This is a genomic window from Pseudomonas putida (assembly GCF_002741075.1).
GTDB classification, from domain to species: domain Bacteria; phylum Pseudomonadota; class Gammaproteobacteria; order Pseudomonadales; family Pseudomonadaceae; genus Aquipseudomonas; species Aquipseudomonas putida_T.
In genome coordinates this window covers 4,733,770-4,751,921 of the sequence record NZ_CP016634.1, presented here as the reverse complement: position 1 = coordinate 4,751,921, position 18,152 = coordinate 4,733,770, and the positions used below count along the sequence as shown (strand labels likewise).

General features: G+C 62.9%; 17 protein-coding genes. 5 read left to right on the top strand and 12 right to left on the bottom strand.

Going from position 1 to position 18,152, the window contains the following annotated elements; translation table 11 throughout:
* Positions 1 to 65: 65 nt before the first annotated feature.
* A complete protein-coding gene (betB, locus tag IEC33019_RS22190; RefSeq protein ID WP_070091924.1) occupies positions 66 to 1,538 on the bottom strand; it encodes a betaine-aldehyde dehydrogenase in 1,473 nt (490 codons plus the stop codon).
* Between the two features lie 38 nt (positions 1,539 to 1,576).
* On the bottom strand, positions 1,577 to 2,233 hold the full coding sequence (gene betI / locus IEC33019_RS22185) for a transcriptional regulator BetI (protein ID WP_070091923.1): 657 nt from the start codon (positions 2,231 to 2,233) through the stop codon (positions 1,577 to 1,579).
* Positions 2,234 to 2,651: 418 nt separating this feature from the next.
* On the opposite strand from betI, the gene IEC33019_RS22180 reads away from it, so the two are divergent.
* Positions 2,652 to 4,655 carry a BCCT family transporter gene (locus tag IEC33019_RS22180; protein ID WP_099593920.1) on the top strand — a complete coding sequence of 668 codons (2,004 nt, stop codon included), beginning with the start codon at positions 2,652 to 2,654 and terminating at the stop codon, positions 4,653 to 4,655.
* Between the two features lie 58 nt (positions 4,656 to 4,713).
* On the opposite strand, the gene IEC33019_RS22175 is transcribed toward IEC33019_RS22180, so the two are convergent.
* The 5 genes from IEC33019_RS22175 to gpmI form a co-directional block, all read right to left on the bottom strand.
* Positions 4,714 to 5,112 carry a hypothetical protein gene (locus IEC33019_RS22175; RefSeq protein WP_070091921.1) on the bottom strand — a complete coding sequence of 133 codons (399 nt, stop codon included), beginning with the start codon at positions 5,110 to 5,112 and terminating at the stop codon, positions 4,714 to 4,716.
* Between the two features lie 88 nt (positions 5,113 to 5,200).
* Complete coding sequence (locus IEC33019_RS22170; RefSeq protein ID WP_070091920.1) at positions 5,201 to 5,965, bottom strand: divergent polysaccharide deacetylase family protein; 765 nt, start codon at positions 5,963 to 5,965, stop codon at positions 5,201 to 5,203.
* A gap of 8 nt (positions 5,966 to 5,973) precedes the next feature.
* Positions 5,974 to 7,299, bottom strand: coding sequence for a S41 family peptidase (locus tag IEC33019_RS22165; RefSeq protein WP_099593918.1), 1,326 nt, complete (start codon positions 7,297 to 7,299; stop codon positions 5,974 to 5,976).
* A gap of 79 nt (positions 7,300 to 7,378) precedes the next feature.
* Positions 7,379 to 8,662 (bottom strand): murein hydrolase activator EnvC family protein, encoded by a 1,284-nt coding sequence (locus tag IEC33019_RS22160; RefSeq protein WP_070091918.1) that lies wholly within the window; start codon positions 8,660 to 8,662, stop codon positions 7,379 to 7,381.
* A gap of 154 nt (positions 8,663 to 8,816) precedes the next feature.
* Positions 8,817 to 10,352, bottom strand: coding sequence for a 2,3-bisphosphoglycerate-independent phosphoglycerate mutase (gene gpmI, locus IEC33019_RS22155; protein ID WP_070091917.1), 1,536 nt, complete (start codon positions 10,350 to 10,352; stop codon positions 8,817 to 8,819).
* Positions 10,353 to 10,554: 202 nt separating this feature from the next.
* Here gpmI and IEC33019_RS22150 point away from each other — a divergent pair, with 202 nt between their 5' ends.
* From IEC33019_RS22150 to secB, 3 genes are read left to right on the top strand one after another with little or no spacing between them, the layout of a single operon-like run.
* The gene (locus tag IEC33019_RS22150) at positions 10,555 to 10,968 is read left to right on the top strand and encodes a rhodanese-like domain-containing protein (protein ID WP_070091916.1); all 414 of its coding nucleotides are present in this window, start codon (positions 10,555 to 10,557) and stop codon (positions 10,966 to 10,968) included.
* 2 nt (positions 10,969 to 10,970) lie between these two features.
* Positions 10,971 to 11,225, top strand: a complete 255-nt coding sequence (gene grxC, locus IEC33019_RS22145; RefSeq protein WP_043212544.1) for a glutaredoxin 3 — start codon at positions 10,971 to 10,973, stop codon at positions 11,223 to 11,225.
* A gap of 38 nt (positions 11,226 to 11,263) precedes the next feature.
* Positions 11,264 to 11,746 (top strand): protein-export chaperone SecB, encoded by a 483-nt coding sequence (gene secB / locus IEC33019_RS22140; protein WP_070091915.1) that lies wholly within the window; start codon positions 11,264 to 11,266, stop codon positions 11,744 to 11,746.
* Between the two features lie 81 nt (positions 11,747 to 11,827).
* Here secB and trmL read toward each other — a convergent pair whose 3' ends face one another.
* On the bottom strand, positions 11,828 to 12,289 hold the full coding sequence (trmL, locus tag IEC33019_RS22135; RefSeq protein ID WP_070090616.1) for a tRNA (uridine(34)/cytosine(34)/5-carboxymethylaminomethyluridine(34)-2'-O)-methyltransferase TrmL: 462 nt from the start codon (positions 12,287 to 12,289) through the stop codon (positions 11,828 to 11,830).
* Between trmL and IEC33019_RS22130 the strand changes: the two genes are divergently transcribed.
* Positions 12,288 to 12,725, top strand: a complete 438-nt coding sequence (locus IEC33019_RS22130; RefSeq protein WP_070090615.1) for a hypothetical protein — start codon at positions 12,288 to 12,290, stop codon at positions 12,723 to 12,725. The two genes, trmL and IEC33019_RS22130, sit on opposite strands and share 2 nt — an antisense overlap.
* Before the next feature lie 285 nt (positions 12,726 to 13,010).
* Here the strand turns inward: IEC33019_RS22130 and ntrC are convergent, their stop codons facing one another.
* The 4 genes from ntrC to glnA all read right to left on the bottom strand — a co-directional run bounded on the left by ntrC (position 13,011) and on the right by glnA (position 17,890).
* Positions 13,011 to 14,453 carry a nitrogen regulation protein NR(I) gene (ntrC, locus tag IEC33019_RS22125; protein ID WP_070090614.1) on the bottom strand — a complete coding sequence of 481 codons (1,443 nt, stop codon included), beginning with the start codon at positions 14,451 to 14,453 and terminating at the stop codon, positions 13,011 to 13,013.
* Positions 14,450 to 15,535, bottom strand: coding sequence for a nitrogen regulation protein NR(II) (glnL, locus tag IEC33019_RS22120; RefSeq protein ID WP_070090613.1), 1,086 nt, complete (start codon positions 15,533 to 15,535; stop codon positions 14,450 to 14,452). The genes ntrC and glnL overlap by 4 nt, the downstream gene beginning before the upstream one ends.
* Before the next feature lie 250 nt (positions 15,536 to 15,785).
* Positions 15,786 to 16,334, bottom strand: coding sequence for a chorismate mutase (locus IEC33019_RS22115; RefSeq protein ID WP_070090612.1), 549 nt, complete (start codon positions 16,332 to 16,334; stop codon positions 15,786 to 15,788).
* A gap of 149 nt (positions 16,335 to 16,483) precedes the next feature.
* The gene (glnA, locus tag IEC33019_RS22110; protein WP_070090611.1) at positions 16,484 to 17,890 is read right to left on the bottom strand and encodes a type I glutamate--ammonia ligase; all 1,407 of its coding nucleotides are present in this window, start codon (positions 17,888 to 17,890) and stop codon (positions 16,484 to 16,486) included.
* Between the last annotated feature and the right edge of the window lie 262 nt (positions 17,891 to 18,152).

Here is an 18,152-nt window from a genome sequence, read left to right as displayed (position 1 = left end):
GTTTGGCAGTTTCCAGGAAGCGGGAACGCCCGCGCCTACGGCACGGGCGTGACTACGAGCGGTGCTTAGAACACCGAGTTGTAGCCGCCCAGCTCGACCTGGACCGACTTGATGCGAGTGTACTGAGCCAGCGAGCTGACGCCGTTTTCACGGCCGACGCCCGACTGCTTGTAGCCACCGACCGGCATTTCGGCCGGCGACTCACCCCAGGCATTGATCCAGCAGATACCGGCTTCGAGCTTGTGGATGATGCGGTGAGCGCGGCTGATGTCGTTGGTGCAGACACCGGCGGCCAGGCCGTATTCGGTGTCGTTGGCACGACGGATGACTTCTTCTTCGGTTTCGTAGCTCAGGATGCTCATGACCGGGCCGAAGATCTCTTCCTTGACGATGGTCATGTCGTCGGTGCAGTCGGTGAAGACGGTCGGGGCAACGAAGGCGCCCTTGGCGAAGTCTCCGTCCATCAGACGCTCGCCGCCGCACAGGACGCGGGCACCTTCTTCCTTGCCCTTGGCGATGTAGCCCAGGACGCTTTCCATGTGCGCAAAGCTGACCAGCGGGCCGAAGTTGGTGTTCTCGTCTTCTGGGTTGCCGGCACGGATGCGGGCGACGCGCTCGGCGATCTTGGCTTCGAAGGCTGCTTTCATCGACGACGGGATGAACACGCGGGTGCCGTTGGTGCAGACCTGACCGGAGCTGTAGAAGTTGGCCATCATGGCGATGTCGGCGGCCTTGTCCAGGTCAGCGTCGTCGCAGATGATCAGCGGCGACTTGCCGCCCAGTTCCATGGTGACTTCCTTGAGCGTGGAGCTCGAGGCGCTGGCCATGACTTTCTTGCCGGTGGTGGTGCCGCCGGTGAACGAGACTTTCTCGATGCGCGGGTGCTCGGTCAGCCAAGTGCCGACTTCGCGGCCGCTGCCGGTCAGGACGTTGAACACGCCGTCCGGCAGGCCGGCTTCGGTGTAGATCTCGGCAAGCTTCAGGGTGGTCAGCGAAGTGACTTCCGAAGGCTTGAAGATCATGGCGTTGCCAGCGGCCAGGGCCGGGGCGGATTTCCACAGGGCGATCTGGATCGGGTAGTTCCAGGCACCGATACCAGCGGTCACGCCCAGTGGCTCGCGGCGGGTGTAGACGAAGGAGCTTTCACGCAGCGGGATTTGCTCGCCTTCGATGGCCGGCACCAGGCCTGCGTAGTACTCCAGCACGTCAGCGCCGGTGACGATATCGACGTAGCGGGTTTCGGAGTAGGACTTGCCGGTGTCCAGGGTTTCCAGCATGGCCAGTTCGTCGTTGCGCTCGCGCAGGATATCGACGGCGCGGCGCAGGATGCGCGAACGCTGCATGGCGGTCATTGCGGCCCAGACTTTCTGGCCACGCTCGGCGCTCTCGACGGCGCGCTCGACGTCAGCCTGGGTGGCACGTTGCACGTGGGCGAGGACTTCGCCGGTGGCCGGGTTGATGGCTTCGAAAGTGGCGTCGGTGCTAGCGTCGACGTAACCACCATCAATGTAGAGTTTTTGCGTTCCGAAACGGGCCATAGTGTCCTCGCAAGTGCAGTGTGTGGTTGGCTACCGCGTCACGCTCCTGCCTGGTTGGCAATCGCCGCGCGTGGTTGTTCAGAGGTCTGATCGGTAGTGTCCAGACGCTGCTGTTTAGCCAGTTGTAGATCCATGTATTCGTAAGCAATCCGTATTGCCTGATCGGTGTCGAATGCATCACCGGACAGCGCGCCACGCAGCCACAGGCCATCGATCAGGGCCGCCAGCCCGCGGGCAGCCTTGCGCGCATGGTAGAGCGGCAGGACGCGGCGGAACTGGCAGCACAGGTTGGAATACAAGCGGTGGTCGTTGATCCGCTGCAACCTGTGCAAATCTGGCTGGTGCATGCTGGAGGCCCAGAAGGCCAACCAGGTTTTCATTGCCGGGCCGTTCACCTGGCTGGCATCGAAGTTGCCCTCGATGATCACTTTCAGGTGGGCGCGCGGGCTGTCGTCCGTCAGCGCCTGGCGACGCGCCGCAACGCCTTCGTTGAGCATGCTCATGATGTAACCCATCGTCGCTGCGATCAGGCCGTTCTTGTCCCGAAAGTAGTGACTGATGATGCCGTTCGACACACCGGCCAAACGGGCAATCAGCGCAATGCTGGCATCTCCCAGTCCCACCTGATCGACGGCCTGTAACGTGGCTTCGATCAACTGCTGGCGGCGGATGGGTTGCATACCGACCTTGGGCATGTTGCATATCTCCTCAGGCCTGCGAGCAGACGACGAGCGGCTGCCTCGGCGAAGGCCAGTCTATTTTGTTTTGATTGAACGTTCAATCAATAAAGAATAAGCTCTGCGACAATTTGTGCCATTGACAGTTTTTCAGCTGATCGAGAAGGCACGGATTGACACCCCAGGAAATCGCGTAACCCCCGGAATACAAGGCGTTGACGGGCAAGAGCGATGCGAAATGCAGATTCCGCCGAGCGGTCATGGGCCGCGAGGGCAGCCACTGGAGCGGGCTTGGATCTGTTTTTTTGCAACGATTCGATTCGGGATCGCGATCTCCTAGGTGCTTTTATAACACCTGATGCTGTGGGGCTATTGCACCATTTGCTCGGGAAGACTGATTAGCCTCCACTCCCGCACTGCCCGGAGCATTCGTGCAATGAGTTCTGCCTCCCTAACCAACCCTCCCGCCGAGCGGGTAAGGGTCAACCGCGTTGTGTTCTACACCTCCGCGCTGCTGGTCCTCGTGTTGACCGCCCTGCTTATCGCTGTCCCTGAAACCGCCGGCAAGGTGCTGAGCGTGGCCCAGGCCTGGCTGACCCGTACCTTCGGTTGGTACTACATGCTGGTGATCTGCGGATACCTGCTGTTCGTCGTCTACCTGGCCTTCTCCGACTACGGCAAGCTCAAGCTTGGCGGCAAGGACGACCAGCCCGATTTCAGCTACGGCGCCTGGGCCGGCATGCTGTTCTCCTCCGGTATCGGTATCTCGCTGCTGTACTTCGGTGCCTCCGAGCCGCTGGACCACTATTTCAACCCGCCTGAAGGTGCCTCCGCGAGCCATGAAGCCGCGCGCCAGGCACTGCAGCTGACCTTCCTGCACTGGGGCCTGCATGGCTGGGCGATCTACGCCCTGATCGGTCTTGCCGTAGGTTACTTCGCCTACCGCCACAACCAGCCACTGGCCCTGCGTTCGGCCCTGTACCCGCTGGTCGGTGAGCGCTGGGTCAAAGGCGCTGCCGGCAACGCAGTGGACATCTTCGACATGTTCGTCACCCTGTTGGGCCTGGTGACCAACCTGGGTATCGGTTCGATGCAGGTGGCGTCGGGGCTGGAGTACCTGTTCGGTATCGACCACAGCAAGACCAACCTGCTGGCGGTGATCCTGGTCATGGCTGGCGTTGCGACCGTGGCTGCGGTGTCGGGCGTGGAGAACGGCATCCGCCGTCTGTCCAACCTGAACATCATGCTGTTCAGTGGCCTGTTGATCTTCGTCCTGCTGGGCGGCAACACCCTGCACCTGCTCAATGGCTTCGTGCAGAACATCGGTGACTACCTCAACGGCATCGTGCTCAAGACGTTCGACCTGTACGTCTATGAAGGCGACGGCGCCAAGTCCGAGCGCTGGCTGGGTCTGTGGACCGTGTTCTACTGGGCCTGGTGGATCTCCTGGGGCCCATTCGTGGGTATGTTCATCGCCCGTATCTCCAAGGGGCGTACCGTGCGCCAGCTGGTCAGCGGCGTGCTGCTGATCCCGCTGGGCTTCACCCTGGCCTGGCTGTCGATCTTCGGCAACACCGCGCTGGACCTGGTGGTCAACCAGGGTGCCGTGGAGCTGGGCAAGACCGCGTTGGAACAGCCGTCGATGTCGATCTACCAACTGCTGGAGTTCTTCCCGGCAGCCAAGATCGTCATTGGTGTGGCGGTGTTCGTTGGCTTCGTGCTGTTCCTCACCCCGGCCGACTCCGGCGCGGTGATGATGGCCAACCTGTCGTGCAAAGGCGGCAAGGTGGACGAAGATGCCCCGCACTGGATGGTGGTGTTCTGGTCGGTCGTTATCACCCTGGTGACCATCGGCCTGCTGTTCGCCGGTAACTTCGAAGCCATGCAGACCATGGTGGTACTGGCCGGCCTACCGTTCTCTGTGGTGCTGGTGCTGTTCATGTTCGGTCTGTACAAGGCCATGAAGCAGGACGTCGTGGTCGAACAGGAGCGAGCCGAACTGGCCGCCCGTGGCCGTCGAGGCTTCAGCGAGCGCCTGAGCCAGATGGATCTGCAGCCGAGCCAGGCCGTGGTCCAGCGCTTCATGGACAAGTATGTCAGCACCGCACTCAAGGAAGCCGCGGCGCAGATGCGTACCCAAGGCTTCGAGGTCGAGGCGCGCGCCGGTCACTCCCGCTCGCTGATGGGCCTGCGCGTGATGATGGAAGAGGGCAACCCCTTCGTCTACGAAGTGAGCCTGGACGGTTACCAGGCTGCGCCGAACGAGGCGGCGGCAGAGGGCGAGACGGAAGTTCGCCAGCGCTTCTACCGCGCTGAGGTCTACCTGCATGATGGCAGCCAGGAGTACGACCTGATGGGCTTCACGCCGGAGCAGATCGTGCGCGATGTGTTGGATCAGTTCGAAAGCCACCGCCAATTGCTGGGGCGTGTCTATAGCTGATAGCGCCTGAACTTGTCACGACAAAGGCCCGACTCGCGAGAGTCGGGCCTTTGTCGTTTCAGGGGGTTTGCAGGCGCAGCAGGTCTTCGCGTGGCGCCGAGTGGTGTTTGGCGATGTCTTCGGCCTTGGTACAGAGCTTGAGGGGTAGGTCCTGCCGCCGGAACTCATGACTGGCATGGCGAAGCATCTCGTAGTCAGCCGGCGCGTTGCAGTCCAGGGTCTTGGGCGGGCCGTACTTGATGCGGTAGCACTGAAGGTCCGGCGGGGCGATCCGCCAGGTGACCTTCATGTCGCCATTGTCGAGGCGTTCGATGGTCATGTCCGGATCGGGGACGGGCGCTGGTGAGAGCAGCCGGGCGACGGGCCAACCCTGCACGCCAGAAACCGAGCTGGCCGAAGCGAACGGCGCAAGGCAGGCGAATGCCAGCGTGAGGCAGATCGAATATCGTTCGAGCATGGTGACCCTCCTTGTTTTATGTCGGAGGGCTACTGTGAGCGCTGAAAGAAGGCGCGGCGCGGTACATCTTTAGTGAAGCTCGAAGCTTTTAGCGGTTGCTGTAGCGGCCATGCTTGCCATGGGCGGGCATGGCCTGATTGCTTCGTTGCGCGATCATCTGGTGAAGGCCGATCAGCTCGATACCCTGCTGCCTGAGGCGAGGAAGCTCGCGCTCCAGCACGTCCAGGGTCTGGGGGTAGGGGTGGCCGATGAGCACTGCCGAGCCTTGCCTGCGGGCCAGGGTCACACCCAACTGCAACTGCGCGGTGATGGCTTCGGTGGTGCGGGTATCGTCCAGGAAGACATCCCGCGAGACATGCGCCAACCCCTGCTCCTGAGCCATGGCCGCAGCCACGGTGGCGGCACTGGTACGGCTGTCGACGAAGAACAGGTGGCGCCGTTGCAGCTCCCCCATCAGCCAGGCCATGGGCGCGGCCTGGGAGGTCATGCGGCTGCCCATGTGGTTGTTGATGCCGGCGGCGTAGGGCACTTTGGCCAAGGCGGCATCCAGGCGCCGGGCGAGCTCTTCGATAGGGATACCTGGGTGCCAGGCGTATGGGCCAGTGGCAGGGTCCATGGGCATGTGCAGGATGACGGTGCGCCCGGCCTTGTGGGCCTGGCGTGCGAAATCGGTGGCATGGGGCGTGTCGGGCATGATCGCCATCGTGACCGGGCCCGGCAGGGCGAGGGTACGGCTGTCGCGCTCACCGCTCTGGCCCAGGTCGTCGATGATGATGCTCATATAGGCCTTGGCCGGCGCCGCTTGGGCGGTGCCGGCCAACAGGCAGAACAACGTCAACAGCAGGTAACGCATGAGACGGGTCAGTCGCCCTTGGTGATGTTCAGACCTTTGAGCAGGCTCAGGGCCTGGCTGAGCTGGAAGTCACCATCCTGAGGCCGCTCCTTGCGCTTGCTGCTGCCGGTCGGTCGGTCCGCGCCGCCGTTGCCGTTGCCCAGGTGGCCCTGCAGGTCGGCTTCCTTGAAGTTCTCGGTGTCCGCTTCGGCGGTGAGCTTGGCCGGGCGCACCTCGATGTCCGGCACGATGCCCTGGGCCTGGATCGAACGGCCGCTAGGGGTGAAGTACAGCGCGGTGGTGAGCTTGAGCGCGCGATCGTTGTTCAGCGGCAGCACGGTCTGTACCGAGCCTTTGCCGAAGCTGTCGGTGCCCATCAGCACCGCGCGCTTCTGGTCCTGCAGGGCGCCAGCGACGATCTCCGAAGCCGAGGCACTGCCGCCGTTGATCAGCACTACCAGTGGCACGCCTTCGCTGGCGTCGGCCCGATCGGCGGAGAAGCGCAGCTCGGAGTTGGCGATTCGGCCCTTGGTGTAGACGATCAGGCCCTTGGTGAGGAAGTGGTCGGCCACTTCCACTGCCGATTGCAGCACGCCGCCGGGGTTGTTGCGCAGGTCCAGGACCATGCCGCGCAGCTTCTTGCCATTGTCCTTGCGCAGCTTGGCCAGTGCCTTGCCGACTTCCTCGCCGGTCTTGACCTGGAACTGGGTGATACGGATGTAGCCGTAGTCGTTCTCCAGCAGCTGGCTCTTGACGCTCTTGACCTGGATCACCGCGCGGGCGAGGGTCACATCGAAAGGCGTGCCACCGTCGCGGACCAGGGTGAGGGTGATCTTCTCACCCACCTTGCCGCGCATCTTGTCCACGGCTTCGGTCATGGTCTGGCCGCGGGTCGGGGCGCCATTGATCTTGACGATCAGGTCGCCCGCCTCGATGCCGGCGCGTGAGGCCGGGGTGTCGTCGATCGGCGAGACCACCTTGACGAAGCCGTCCTCCATGCCCACCTCGATGCCCAGGCCGCCGAACTCACCGCTGGTGCTTTCCTGCAGCTCCTGGAAGTCCTCTGGGCCCAGGTAGGCCGAGTGAGGGTCGAGGTTGCTGAGCATGCCCTTGATGGCGTTTTCCAGCAGGGTCTTGTCGTCCACCGGCTCGACGTACGCGGCCTTGATGCGATCAAGGACCTCGGCGAAGGTGCGCAGCTCATCCAGCGGCAGCGGGGCCTTGGCTGTCACCTCGGTGGCCGGTACCGCGGCACGGCTGGCGGGCGCAGCCGGCTCGGCGGCAGAAACCAAGGGCGCGCCGACCACCAGGGCGATGGTCAGGGCCAGCTGGGTGAGGCGAGACGAGTGCAGCATGTCGAACGAACTCCTGATCCTGTTGGCGCTCCCTCAAGGGAGCATCGGCGCAGCTGTGGCCACGCCGTAAATAAAGTGACTAACCGCGGCACCACTGCGAAGGGTCGGTAGGGCGACCCTGTTGGCGAATGGCGAAATACAGGCCCGAGCTGTCCTGGCCACCGCTGTCGCCAACGGTGGAGATGGCTTCGCCGGCCTTGACGATGTCGCCGGCGCGCTTGAGCAGGCTCTGGTTGTGGCCGTACAGGCTCAGGTAACCATTACCATGGTCGAGAATGACCAGAAGTCCAGCACCACGCAACCAGTCGGCGAACACCACACGCCCGCCGTGTACGGCGCGTACCTGGGTGCCGGGATTGGCGCCGATCATCACGCCATCCCACTTGGCTCGGGCATCGCCACCGCGTGCCTCGCCGAAGCGGGCCAGCAATCGACCATTGACCGGCCATGGAAGTTTTCCGCGTGCGGCAGAAAATGCACCGCCATAGTTCGCGCCATCGCTGGAGACGAGGGGGCCGAGGGTGGTGCGGGTTTTTTTCGGGGCTTCTTCTTCGTTAGCGGCGAGGGCTTGCTGCTGGCGGCGCTGTTCTTCGGCCTGCTGCTGGGCCAGCAGGGCTTTCTTGCGGGCCTCTTCGGCTTCGCGGGCCTGACGGGCCAGGGTTTCCTCGATGGTCTTGAGAACCTTGGTCAGGTCGGCCTGATCCTGCTGGCGGGCCTGCAGTTTCTGGTCGCGGGCCTGCATGTCGGTGTTGAGCTTGGCCAGGACTTGCCGGCGCTCGTTGCGCACGGTCTCGAGCTCTTGGCGGCGGCTGTCGAGGTTGCCGCGCTGGGCCAGCAACTGTGCCTGCTGGCGGCTGATGTCCTGCTCGACGTTGGCCAGCTGGCGCAGGGTCTCGTTGAAGGCGCGCAGTTGCTCCAGGCGCGCCTTGCTCAGGTAGTCGTAATAGGTGAGAGTGCGGGCGAACTTCTCGGGGTTCTGCTGGTTGAGCAGCAGCTTGAGGTATTCCTCGCGGCCGCTCTGGTAGGCGGAGCGGGCCTGGATGGCGATCAGTCGCTGTTGTTCAACGCGGGCGCTCTGGAGTTTTTTTTTCTCGGTATCAAGGCGCTCCAGCTCGCCCTCGGTCTTTTTTAGTTCCTGTTGCAGAGCCTCCACCTGCTTTTCGAGGTCGCCGATTTCGGTCTCGGTGGACTTGAGGTCCTTCTGCACGCCGGACTTTTCCTCCTGGAGCTTGCCCAGCATCTTCTTCAGCTCGGCGATGTCCTGGCGGGTGGCGTCCAGTTGTTGCTGGGTCTGCGCGCGCTCGTCGGCGAAGGCCGGGCTGAGCAGGCAGGACAGGGCGAGTAGGATCAGGGCGCGAAGCATGGGGTTGGGCGTACCAGGGATGGAGACTGGCCTAGTATGCCCGCCTGGGCCTGCAAAAAAAACGCCTCGCGGCATCTGCGGCGAGGCGTTTGGTCTGGAAACTGCGTATTGGGGCTAGTTTGCCACCCGATCGCGACACAAGGCCGCGCGCAGCTTAGGCGTCGACCAGGATCGAGGTGCCAGTCATCTCGGCAGGTTGGGCCAGGCCCAGCAGCTTGAGCATGGTCGGCGCCACGTCCGCCAGTACGCCGCCGTCGCGGACTTTGACGTTACGCTTGCCGACATAGATGAACGGCACAGGCTCGGTGGTATGGGCGGTGTGGGCCTGGCCGGTGCAGGCGTCTTCCATCTGCTCGACATTGCCGTGGTCGGCGGTGATCAGCGCTTCGCCGCCGACCTTGTCCAGCGCCTGGACGATACGTCCGACGCAGCCGTCCAGCGTCTCGACCGCCTTGACCGCGGCCTCGAATACGCCGGTGTGGCCGACCATGTCGCCGTTGGCATAGTTGACCACGATCACGTCGTAGCGCTGCTGCTCAATGGCCTCGACGATGCGGTCGGTGACTTGCGGGGCGCTCATTTCCGGCTGCAGGTCGTAGGTGGCGACCTTCGGCGACGGGATCAGGATGCGCTCCTCGCCCTCGAACGGCTCTTCGCGCCCGCCCGAGAAGAAGAAGGTGACGTGGGCGTACTTCTCGGTCTCGGCGATGCGCAGCTGGGTCTTGCCATTCTTGGCCAGGTACTCGCCGAGCACGTTGTCCAGGGTGGCCGGCGCGAAGGCGGCCGGGGCCGGGATCTTGGCCGAGTACTGGGTCAGGCCGATGTAGGCGGCGAACTTGGGCAGGCGGGCACGTGCGAATTCGTTGAAGTCGGCCTCGACGAACGCGCGGGACAGCTCGCGGGCGCGGTCGGCACGGAAGTTCATGAAGATGACGGCATCGCCGTCCTCGACCTTGACCGGTTCGCCGATGCGGGTGGCCTTGACGAATTCGTCGCTCTCGTCGCGGGCATAGGCCGCTTCCAGGCCGGCCAGGGCCGACGGCGCGGTGTACTCGGCGACGCTGTCGACGATCAGGTTGTAGGCGGCGCTGACACGGTCCCAGCGGTTGTCGCGATCCATGGCGTAGTAGCGGCCGATGAGGCTGGCGATGCGGCCCTTGCCCAGCTTGGCGAAGGTGGCATCGAGCAGCTCGATGGACGACTGCGCGCTGCGCGGTGGGGTGTCGCGACCATCGAGGAAGGCGTGCAGGTAGATCTTGTCGGCGCCACGCTGCGCGGCCAGTTCGGCCATCGCAATGAGGTGGTCCTGGTGGCTGTGTACGCCACCGTCGGAAAGCAGGCCGAGGATGTGCACGGCCTTGCCGGCGCCCACGGCTTTGTCCACCGCGCCGGTGAGCACGGGGTTGCTGAAGAACTCGCCATCGCGGATGGCCTTGGTGACCCGGGTGAAGTCCTGGTACACCACACGCCCGGCACCGAGGTTCATGTGACCGACCTCGGAGTTGCCCATCTGGCCGTCGGGCAGGCCGACATCCATGCCGGATCCGGAGATCAGCCCGGTGGGCTGGCTGGCGCGCAGGTGATCGTAGACCGGGGTGTTGGCGGCGAAGATGGCGTTGTATTCGGGGCTTTCGCTATGCCCGAAACCATCGAGGATAATCAGGACCAAGGGTTTTGGCGTGTTCGTCATCAATCCTACTCACGGTTGCAAGATGATAAAGACACGCATTTTAGGGCAAATCGGCCAGCGACGGCCAATTTCCTCCAAATGAACGGGCAATGCCCGACAGGCTGTCGGTACGGGGGATTTTCCAGCGGACCCGCCGGGCTTTGGCGGGCCTGGGGGGCTGTGTATACTGGCCGGCATTTTCAATCGCGTGGAACACCCTCAGATGGTTGCTAACCTGATTCAATTTGCGACAAACCACTACATCCTGGTGGCGATCTTCGTTGTTCTGCTGGTCCTGCTGCTCATCAACGAAATCCGCCGTGGCGGTCAGAGCCTGAGCAACGGCCAGTTGACCGCGCTGGTCAACGCCGAGAAAGGCGTGGTGATCGACATCCGCCCGAGCAAGGAATACGCGTCGGGCCACATCGTCGGCGCCCTGAACATTCCGCAGGACAAACTGGTCAACCGCATGGCCGAGCTGGACAAGCACAAGGGCAAGACCCTGATCGTGGTGGACAGCATGGGCCAGCAGTCCGGCACCATCTGCCGCGAGCTGCTCAAGGCTGGTTACACTGCCGCCAAGCTCAGCGGTGGCGTCTCCAGCTGGAAAGCCGATAACCTGCCCCTGGTGAAGTGATCATGAAGCCTGTCATCGTCTACTCCAGCGACTATTGCCCTTACTGCATGCGTGCCAAGTACCTGCTCGAGAGCAAGGGTGTAGCCTTCGAGGAAATCAAGGTCGACGGCAAGCCGCAGGTGCGCGCCGAGATGAGCCAGAAGGCGGGTCGCACCTCGGTACCGCAGATCTGGATCGGCACCACCCACGTTGGCGGATGCGATGACCTCTACGCACTGGAGCGGGCGGGCAAGCTCGATGCCCTGCTCGAGGCCTGAATCACAGCTCTTACATAACCATTAGGAAAAGATCTGCCATGACTGACCAGCAGAACAACGGCGTTGCCGACGACAACTCCCCGCAATTCTCCCTGCAGCGCATCTACGTGCGTGACCTGTCCTTCGAAGCGCCGAAGAGCCCGCAGATCTTCCGCCAGCAGTGGGAGCCAAGCGTCTCGCTGGACCTGAACACCCGTCAGAAAGCCCTGGAAAGCGATTTCCATGAAGTGGTGCTGACCCTGTCGGTGACCGTCAAGAACGGTGAAGAAGTGGCCTTCATCGCCGAAGTTCAGCAGGCCGGTATCTTCCTGATCAAGAACCTCGACGCGGCGTCCATGAGCCATACCCTGGGTGCGTTCTGCCCGAACATTCTGTTCCCGTATGCTCGCGAGACCCTGGACAGCCTGGTGACCCGTGGCTCGTTCCCGGCGCTGATGCTTTCCCCGGTCAATTTCGACGCGCTGTACGCGCAAGAAATGCAGCGCATGCAGGAAGCCGGCGAAGCGCCGACCATGCAGTGATCGCTGCAAAAAGCAAAAGGGCGACTTCGGTCGCCCTTTTTATTTGCCTTGTTTGGCCTCGTTCGCCGGGACGGCAAGGCATCAACTGCCGGCAAACCCCTGCTGGCGCCAGGCCTCATAGACCGTCACCGCCACGGTGTTGGACAGGTTCAGGCTGCGGCAGCCTGGTCGCATGGGCAGGCGCAGGCGTTGCTGCGCGGGCAGGCTGTCCAGTACCTCGGCTGGCAGGCCCCGGCTCTCGGGCCCGAACAGGAAAGCGTCGCCCGGCTGGTAGTCGACCTCATGGAAGGCGTGCGAACCCTTGGTGGTAAAGGCGAACAGGCGCGGTTGGCCGAGACTCTCCAGGCAATCGGCCAGGCTCTGGTAGCGCTTGAGCGTGGCATACTCGTGGTAATCCAGCCCTGCCCGGCGCAAGCGCTTATCGTCCAGCTCGAAGCCCAATGGCTCGATCAGGTGCAGGTCGCAGCCGCTGTTGGCGCAGAGGCGGATAATGTTGCCGGTATTCGGCGGAATCTCTGGTTGAAAGAGGATGACGTGAAACATGCACGGCTCCAGGCATGAAGATGACGAGCATTCTACCCTCGAACCCGACCTGCGTTCGAAAGCTTGGCCGCGTGTGCTGTTGTCCCTGGCGATCGTCGGCATGATGGTGGGGTTGATGATCGGCCGCCTGACCGCGCCCGAGGAGCGGGTGCTGGAACAGGTGGAGGTGGTACAGGACGGTCTGGACCTATGGTTCAACGAAGAGCCCAAGCTGCACGGTGAAATGGTGCAGGGCACCGTGGCCGTGGTGTTCCAGGCCGAGGGCAAGGCCCAGCGTGGCCAGTTGCAGGTGCAAGGCAAACCGGCTGGCTGGCGTCTGCAGAACAGCGAGGAAGGCTTGTTGTTGACGGTGATCGCCGCGCGTCCCCTGCAAGGTGAATGGAGCGGTGCACAGGATGCTGGGCGCTGGCGTGTGCAGGTGAGGCTGCACGAATAAAAGAGGGGATGTCCCGGCCTGCCTGTACCGGGGTCCCCGAAACTGGAGATATCTGTCTTATTGCAGATGGCGTGCCAGTTTCTAGAGGCCCGGAAATACTGGGGTTAGCGCGGTCGCGGTCAGTTCTACGACTGTCTTGTGCCTTTGGACGGTGCGCTTGGCACTGGATCGGTGCATGGCGTTGTGAACGCCATCGCGGGACAAGCCCGCTCCTACAGGGTCGGCGTGCGCAATTGCTGTAGGGGCGGGCTTGTCCTGCGATAGCGGCAGTCAGGGCGACGAGGATCAATGATCGTCGCCATCATCCTCGTCCCCGTCCCCGCCATCGACCCTCATCCCCAGCTCCTTGATCTTGCGCGTCAGGGTATTCCGCCCCCACCCCAGCAGCACGGCGGCATCGCGTCGGCGACCTGCGGTGTGCTTGAGGGCGGTCTCGATCATGATGCGCTCGAAGCTGGGCACGGCGCTGTCGAGCAGGTTCGATTGGCCGCGGGCCAGGGCCTGGTCGGCCCACTGGCGCAGTGCCTGCTCCCAGTTGGTGACCGGCGCCGAGTCCTGCGGCAGGTTGAGCAGTTCCGGTGGCAGGTCGCCGATCAGCACTTCGCGGCTGGAGGCCATCACGGTGATCCAGCGGCAGGTGTTCTCCAGCTGGCGCACGTTGCCCGGCCACGGCAGATTGCGCATGAACTCTTCGGTTTCCGGCTTTAGCAGTTTGGGCTCGACGGCCAGTTCCTTGGCGGCGCGACCCAGGAAGTGACGCGCCAGGGCAGGGATGTCCTCGCGCCGATCGGCCAGGCGTGGAATATGGATGCGGATCACGTTCAGGCGGTGGAACAAGTCTTCACGAAACTTGCCGGCCTGCACCAGCGACTCCAGGTTCTGGTGGGTCGCGGCGATGATGCGCACGTCCACCTTGACCGGCACGTGGCCGCCCACCCGGTAGAACTCGCCGTCGGCCAGGACCCGCAGCAGGCGGGTCTGGGTGTCGGCGGGCATGTCGCCGATCTCGTCGAGAAACAACGTGCCGCCGTCGGCCTGCTCGAAGCGGCCGCGGCGCAGGTTGGCGGCACCGGTGAAGGCGCCTTTCTCGTGGCCGAACAGCTCGGACTCCATCAGGTCCTTGGGAATCGCCGCCATGTTCAGGGCAATGAACGGTGATGCCGCTCGTGGGCTGTGGCGGTGCAGGGCATGGGCCACCAACTCCTTGCCGGTACCGGATTCACCGTTGATCAGCACGGTGATGTTGGAGTGGCTGAGGCGACCGATCGCGCGGAACACCTCCTGCATCGCTGGTGCCTCGCCGATGATTTCCGGCGTGCGGGCCAGGCTCGGCGGCACGTCGAGCGCTTGTTGCTCCTGGGCGTGCTGATTGGCGCGTTTGACCAGCGACACCGCATCGTCCACGTCGAACGGCTTGGGCAGGTATTCAAAGGCGCCGCCCTGGTAGGAGGCCACGGCACTGTCCAGGTCGGAGTGGGCGGTCATGATGATGACTGGTAGGCGCGGGTGCTGCTCTCGGATCTGCGCCAGCAGGTCCAGGCCGCTGGTGCCGGGCATGCGGATGTCGGAGATGATCACGTCCGGTTGCTGGCGGGCCAGGCGGCCCATTACGCCGTCGGCGCTGTCGAAGCTCTGGGTGGTCATGCCTTCCTGCTGCAGGGCTTTTTCCAGGACCCAGCGGATGGAGCGATCATCATCGACGATCCAGACGGTTTCACTTCGGCTCATGAGGCGGTGGCTCCTTGTTCCAGAGGCAGGTAGATCGAGAAGGTGGTGTGGCCGGGGTGGCTGTCACATTCGATCAGGCCCTGGTGCTGGCTGATGATGTTCTGAGTGATGGCCAGGCCCAGCCCGGTGCCGTCCGGACGGCCGCTGACCATGGGATAGAAGAGGGTGTCCTGCAGTTGTGCGGGGATACCAGGGCCGTTGTCGGTGATCTCGACCCGGGCCACCAGACGATGGCGCACATGGCCGATGGTGAACTGGCGCACCGCGCGGCTGCGCAGGGTGATGCGGCCCAGGCGCAGGTCGTTCTGCCCGGCGATCGCCTGCATGGCGTTGCGCACGATGTTGAGGACCGCCTGGATCATCTGCTCGCGATCGATCAGCACGTCCGGCAGGCTCGGGTCGTAGTCGCGCACCAGCGTGACGCCGCCCTGGCTTTCGGCTTCCACCAGGCTGCAGACCCGTTCCAGCACTTCGTGGATATTGGTCATGGCCAGCGATGGCAGCTTGTTCGAGCCGAGCATGCGGTCGACGAGGTTTCGCAGGCGATCCGCCTCCTCGATGATCACATTGGTGTAGTCCCGCAGGTCCTCATGGGGCAGCTCCCGGGCCAGCAGTTGCGCCGCGCCCCGGATACCGCCCAAGGGGTTCTTGATTTCGTGGGCCAGGCCGCGCACCAGCAGCTTGGTGGTTTCCTGCTTGCTCAGCTGGGCTTCTTCCTTGGTGATGCGCAGCAGGCGGTCTCGGGGGTGTACCTCCAGCAGCAGCAAGGTCTGGCCCTGGTGCAGGATCGGCGTCACGGCGTAGTCGACGGTGATGCTTTGGCCGGTCAGCGAGGTCAACTGCGCTTCGCGCTTGGTGAACGGGTGCGCCTGCTCCACCGCCAGACGCAGGGAGTTGAGCGCTTCGGCCGACTCGGTGAACAACTCGCTGATGAACTGCCCATGGCTGCGCTGACCACTGACCGCCAACAGCATCTCCGCGGCAGGGTTCATGTATTCAAGGCGCAGCTCGGCGTTGAGCAGCAGCGTGGCGGTGGTCAGGTTGTCCAGAAGCAGACGGTGCTGTGCGTCGCTGATGGTCATAAGGCGTCGTTGACCTCTTTTGGCACATGGGGCGTCTCAGGGGCGATTGCTGGGCACGCCTGGAACGCTTGATGCTGGAAAAATGCAAGAAACAAACCAAGGCTCCGAAAAGAAGCGGATTTTCCCGAAAAAGGTCTGGAATCGAGCAGATTCCGGATAGAAAACCCTGATTCAGCGGCGTTTGTGACCTTTATTGGTGTGCAGGGTCAGGTGTCCCTGTGTGCGATGCACCAATATAGAGCATAGGCCCTTACAGCCCCGCGCACAGCTGGGTGGTGGCGCGAACCAAGGCCAGGTGGCGTTCGGCGTCGAGGGCGCGCTGGGCGAGGGCGTCGGCCAACTGCTGTGAGCAACCAGGGGAACGCTCGCGGTCGAACTGGGCGAGGTCTAGCAGCAGCAGATTTTGCAGTTGATCCAACTCTGGCCTTATCTGCGTCGTCAGGTCGCGACGTGGTGTATCAGGCGCTTGGCGTTGCCGGTGCCAGTCATTCAAGAAATGGTATTGCAGGAGTTTGTTGGCCTCGATCTGGTCGGCGAAGAATGCTTCGGCGCGTGCGGCGTCAAGCCCATGGTCGGCGGCGCTCTGACGAACGCGTGTCAGCACCTCGCGCTCGCGCTGGGGTGCCTGTACCGACTGGTGTGTATCCCACTTGTGCAGGGCCACGGCTTCGGCAATGTCGAGCCGCTGTTCGATGTCATCGAGCAGGCGGGTTAGCGGGGATGCCGCCGTACTTGCGGTCGCGCAGCCGGTCAGGCATAGGCCCAGGGCGGTGACAAGTGTCAGGGGGTTCAGGCGCATGATCGTCTCCATGAAATGAGACTCGAGTGTGGCCAATGCGCAAGGAGCAGGCGGGTAGGGCGCGCCTGAAATCACTGTGCGTAAAAACAGAAACGGCCTCATGACGAGGCCGTTTCCATTGATGAGTCCGGCGCGAGGCGCCGATCAGATCAGCAGCTGTAGTACAGCTCGTATTCCAGCGGGTGGACGAAGGTACGGACCTTGATCTCTTCTTCGCTCTTCAGCTCGATGAAGGCATCGATGAAGTCGTCGGAGAACACGCCGCCCTTGGTCAGGAACGCACGGCCTTTGTCCAGCTCTTCCAGGGCTTCCTTCAGGCTACCGCAAACCTGTGGGATGTCCTTGGCCTCTTCAGGCGGCAGGTCGTACAGGTTCTTGTCGGCAGCATCGCCTGGGTGGATCTTGTTCTGGATACCGTCCAGACCCGCCATCAGCAAGGCTGCGAAGGCCAGGTACGGGTTGGCCGATGGATCCGGGAAGCGTGCTTCGATACGGCGGGCTTTCGGGCTGCCGACGTAAGGAATACGGATCGAGGCGGAACGGTTGCGAGCCGAGTAGGCCAGCATGACCGGGGCTTCGAAGCCTGGGACCAGACGCTTGTAGGAGTTGGTCGACGGGTTGGTGAAGCCGTTCAGGGCCTTACCGTGCTTGATGATACCGCCGATGAAGTACAGGGCGGTGTCGGACAGGCCGGCATAGCCTTCACCGGCGAAGGTGTTCTTGCCGTCTTTCCAGATCGACATGTGCACGTGCATGCCCGAGCCGTTGTCGCCGTACAGTGGCTTCGGCATGAAGGTGGCGGTACGGCCGTAGGCGTCGGCAACGTTGTGCACGACGTATTTCAGGGCCTGTACTTCGTCAGCCTTCTTAACCAGGGTGTTGAACTTGACGCCGATTTCGTTCTGGCCGGCAGTCGCCACTTCGTGGTGGTGAACTTCGACGGTCTGACCCATTTCCTCCAGTGCGTTGCACATGGCGGTACGGATTTCATGGTCGTGGTCGAACGGCGGAACCGGGAAGTAGCCGCCTTTCACGCCTGGACGGTGGCCTTTGTTGCCGCCTTCCACGTCAGCGTCGGTCATCCACGAGCCTTGCTCGGAGAAGATCTTGAACATCGAGCCGGAGATGTCCGACTTGAACTTCACTTCGTCGAAGATGAAGAACTCTGGCTCAGGGCCGGCGAATACGGTGTCACCGATGCCGGTGCTCTTCAGGTACTCTTCGGCGCGCTTGGCGATCGCACGTGGGTCGCGATCGTAGCCCTGCATGCTCGATGGGTCGACGATGTCGCAGGTGATGATCAGGGTCGGTTCTTCGGTGAACGGGTCCAGAACCGCGGTGTCGTCGACCGGCATGAGGATCATGTCGGAGGCTTCGATGCCTTTCCAGCCAGCGATGGAGGAGCCGTCGAACATCTTGCCGACTTCGAAGAAGTCGTCTTCCAGCGCATCACGCGACGGCATGGTCACGTGGTGCTGAACGCCTTTGGTGTCCGTGAAACGCAGATCAATCCACTTGACGTCATGATCTTTGATGAGTTGAACCGACTTCGACATAGTGTCCTCCGGATGGTCTAGGGCGCGGTGGGCCGCTGCCCTGGAAAAAGGGTGTCGCTGGGCGCGGATAGTCGGCCAAGCTTGCCTGCCTCACAAGAGAGCAAATTGCATGCCAGTGCCCGAAAATGGCGAGAGCGGGACAAAAGGGGGCGGTTACGTGCAATTAAGGGCTGAGGCAGGGCGAAAAATGCACTTTTGAGAGGCATGGTTTTAGGTGTGCGCACCAAAGTGGTGCGTTAGCGCTTTTCGCGGGTTGAACCCC

Bases quoted from the DNA above. Each gene is read 5' to 3' on its own strand.
- trmL (WP_070090616.1), bottom strand. From the start codon at position 12,289: ATGTTTCACGTCATCCTCTTTCAACCAGAGATTCCGCCGAATACCGGC.
- IEC33019_RS22180 (WP_099593920.1), top strand. From the start codon at position 2,652: ATGAGTTCTGCCTCCCTAACCAACCCTCCCGCCGAGCGGGTAAGGGTC.
- IEC33019_RS22175 (WP_070091921.1), bottom strand. From the start codon at position 5,112: ATGCTCGAACGATATTCGATCTGCCTCACGCTGGCATTCGCCTGCCTT.
- IEC33019_RS22150 (WP_070091916.1), top strand. From the start codon at position 10,555: ATGGTTGCTAACCTGATTCAATTTGCGACAAACCACTACATCCTGGTG.
- IEC33019_RS22115 (WP_070090612.1), bottom strand. From the start codon at position 16,334: ATGCGCCTGAACCCCCTGACACTTGTCACCGCCCTGGGCCTATGCCTG.
- glnL (WP_070090613.1), bottom strand. From the start codon at position 15,535: ATGACCATCAGCGACGCACAGCACCGTCTGCTTCTGGACAACCTGACC.
- secB (WP_070091915.1), top strand. From the start codon at position 11,264: ATGACTGACCAGCAGAACAACGGCGTTGCCGACGACAACTCCCCGCAA.
- IEC33019_RS22170 (WP_070091920.1), bottom strand. From the start codon at position 5,965: ATGCGTTACCTGCTGTTGACGTTGTTCTGCCTGTTGGCCGGCACCGCC.
- IEC33019_RS22130 (WP_070090615.1), top strand. From the start codon at position 12,288: ATGCACGGCTCCAGGCATGAAGATGACGAGCATTCTACCCTCGAACCC.
- ntrC (WP_070090614.1), bottom strand. From the start codon at position 14,453: ATGAGCCGAAGTGAAACCGTCTGGATCGTCGATGATGATCGCTCCATC.
- gpmI (WP_070091917.1), bottom strand. From the start codon at position 10,352: ATGACGAACACGCCAAAACCCTTGGTCCTGATTATCCTCGATGGTTTC.
- IEC33019_RS22165 (WP_099593918.1), bottom strand. From the start codon at position 7,299: ATGCTGCACTCGTCTCGCCTCACCCAGCTGGCCCTGACCATCGCCCTG.
- grxC (WP_043212544.1), top strand. From the start codon at position 10,971: ATGAAGCCTGTCATCGTCTACTCCAGCGACTATTGCCCTTACTGCATG.
- glnA (WP_070090611.1), bottom strand. From the start codon at position 17,890: ATGTCGAAGTCGGTTCAACTCATCAAAGATCATGACGTCAAGTGGATT.
- betI (WP_070091923.1), bottom strand. From the start codon at position 2,233: ATGCCCAAGGTCGGTATGCAACCCATCCGCCGCCAGCAGTTGATCGAA.
- betB (WP_070091924.1), bottom strand. From the start codon at position 1,538: ATGGCCCGTTTCGGAACGCAAAAACTCTACATTGATGGTGGTTACGTC.
- IEC33019_RS22160 (WP_070091918.1), bottom strand. From the start codon at position 8,662: ATGCTTCGCGCCCTGATCCTACTCGCCCTGTCCTGCCTGCTCAGCCCG.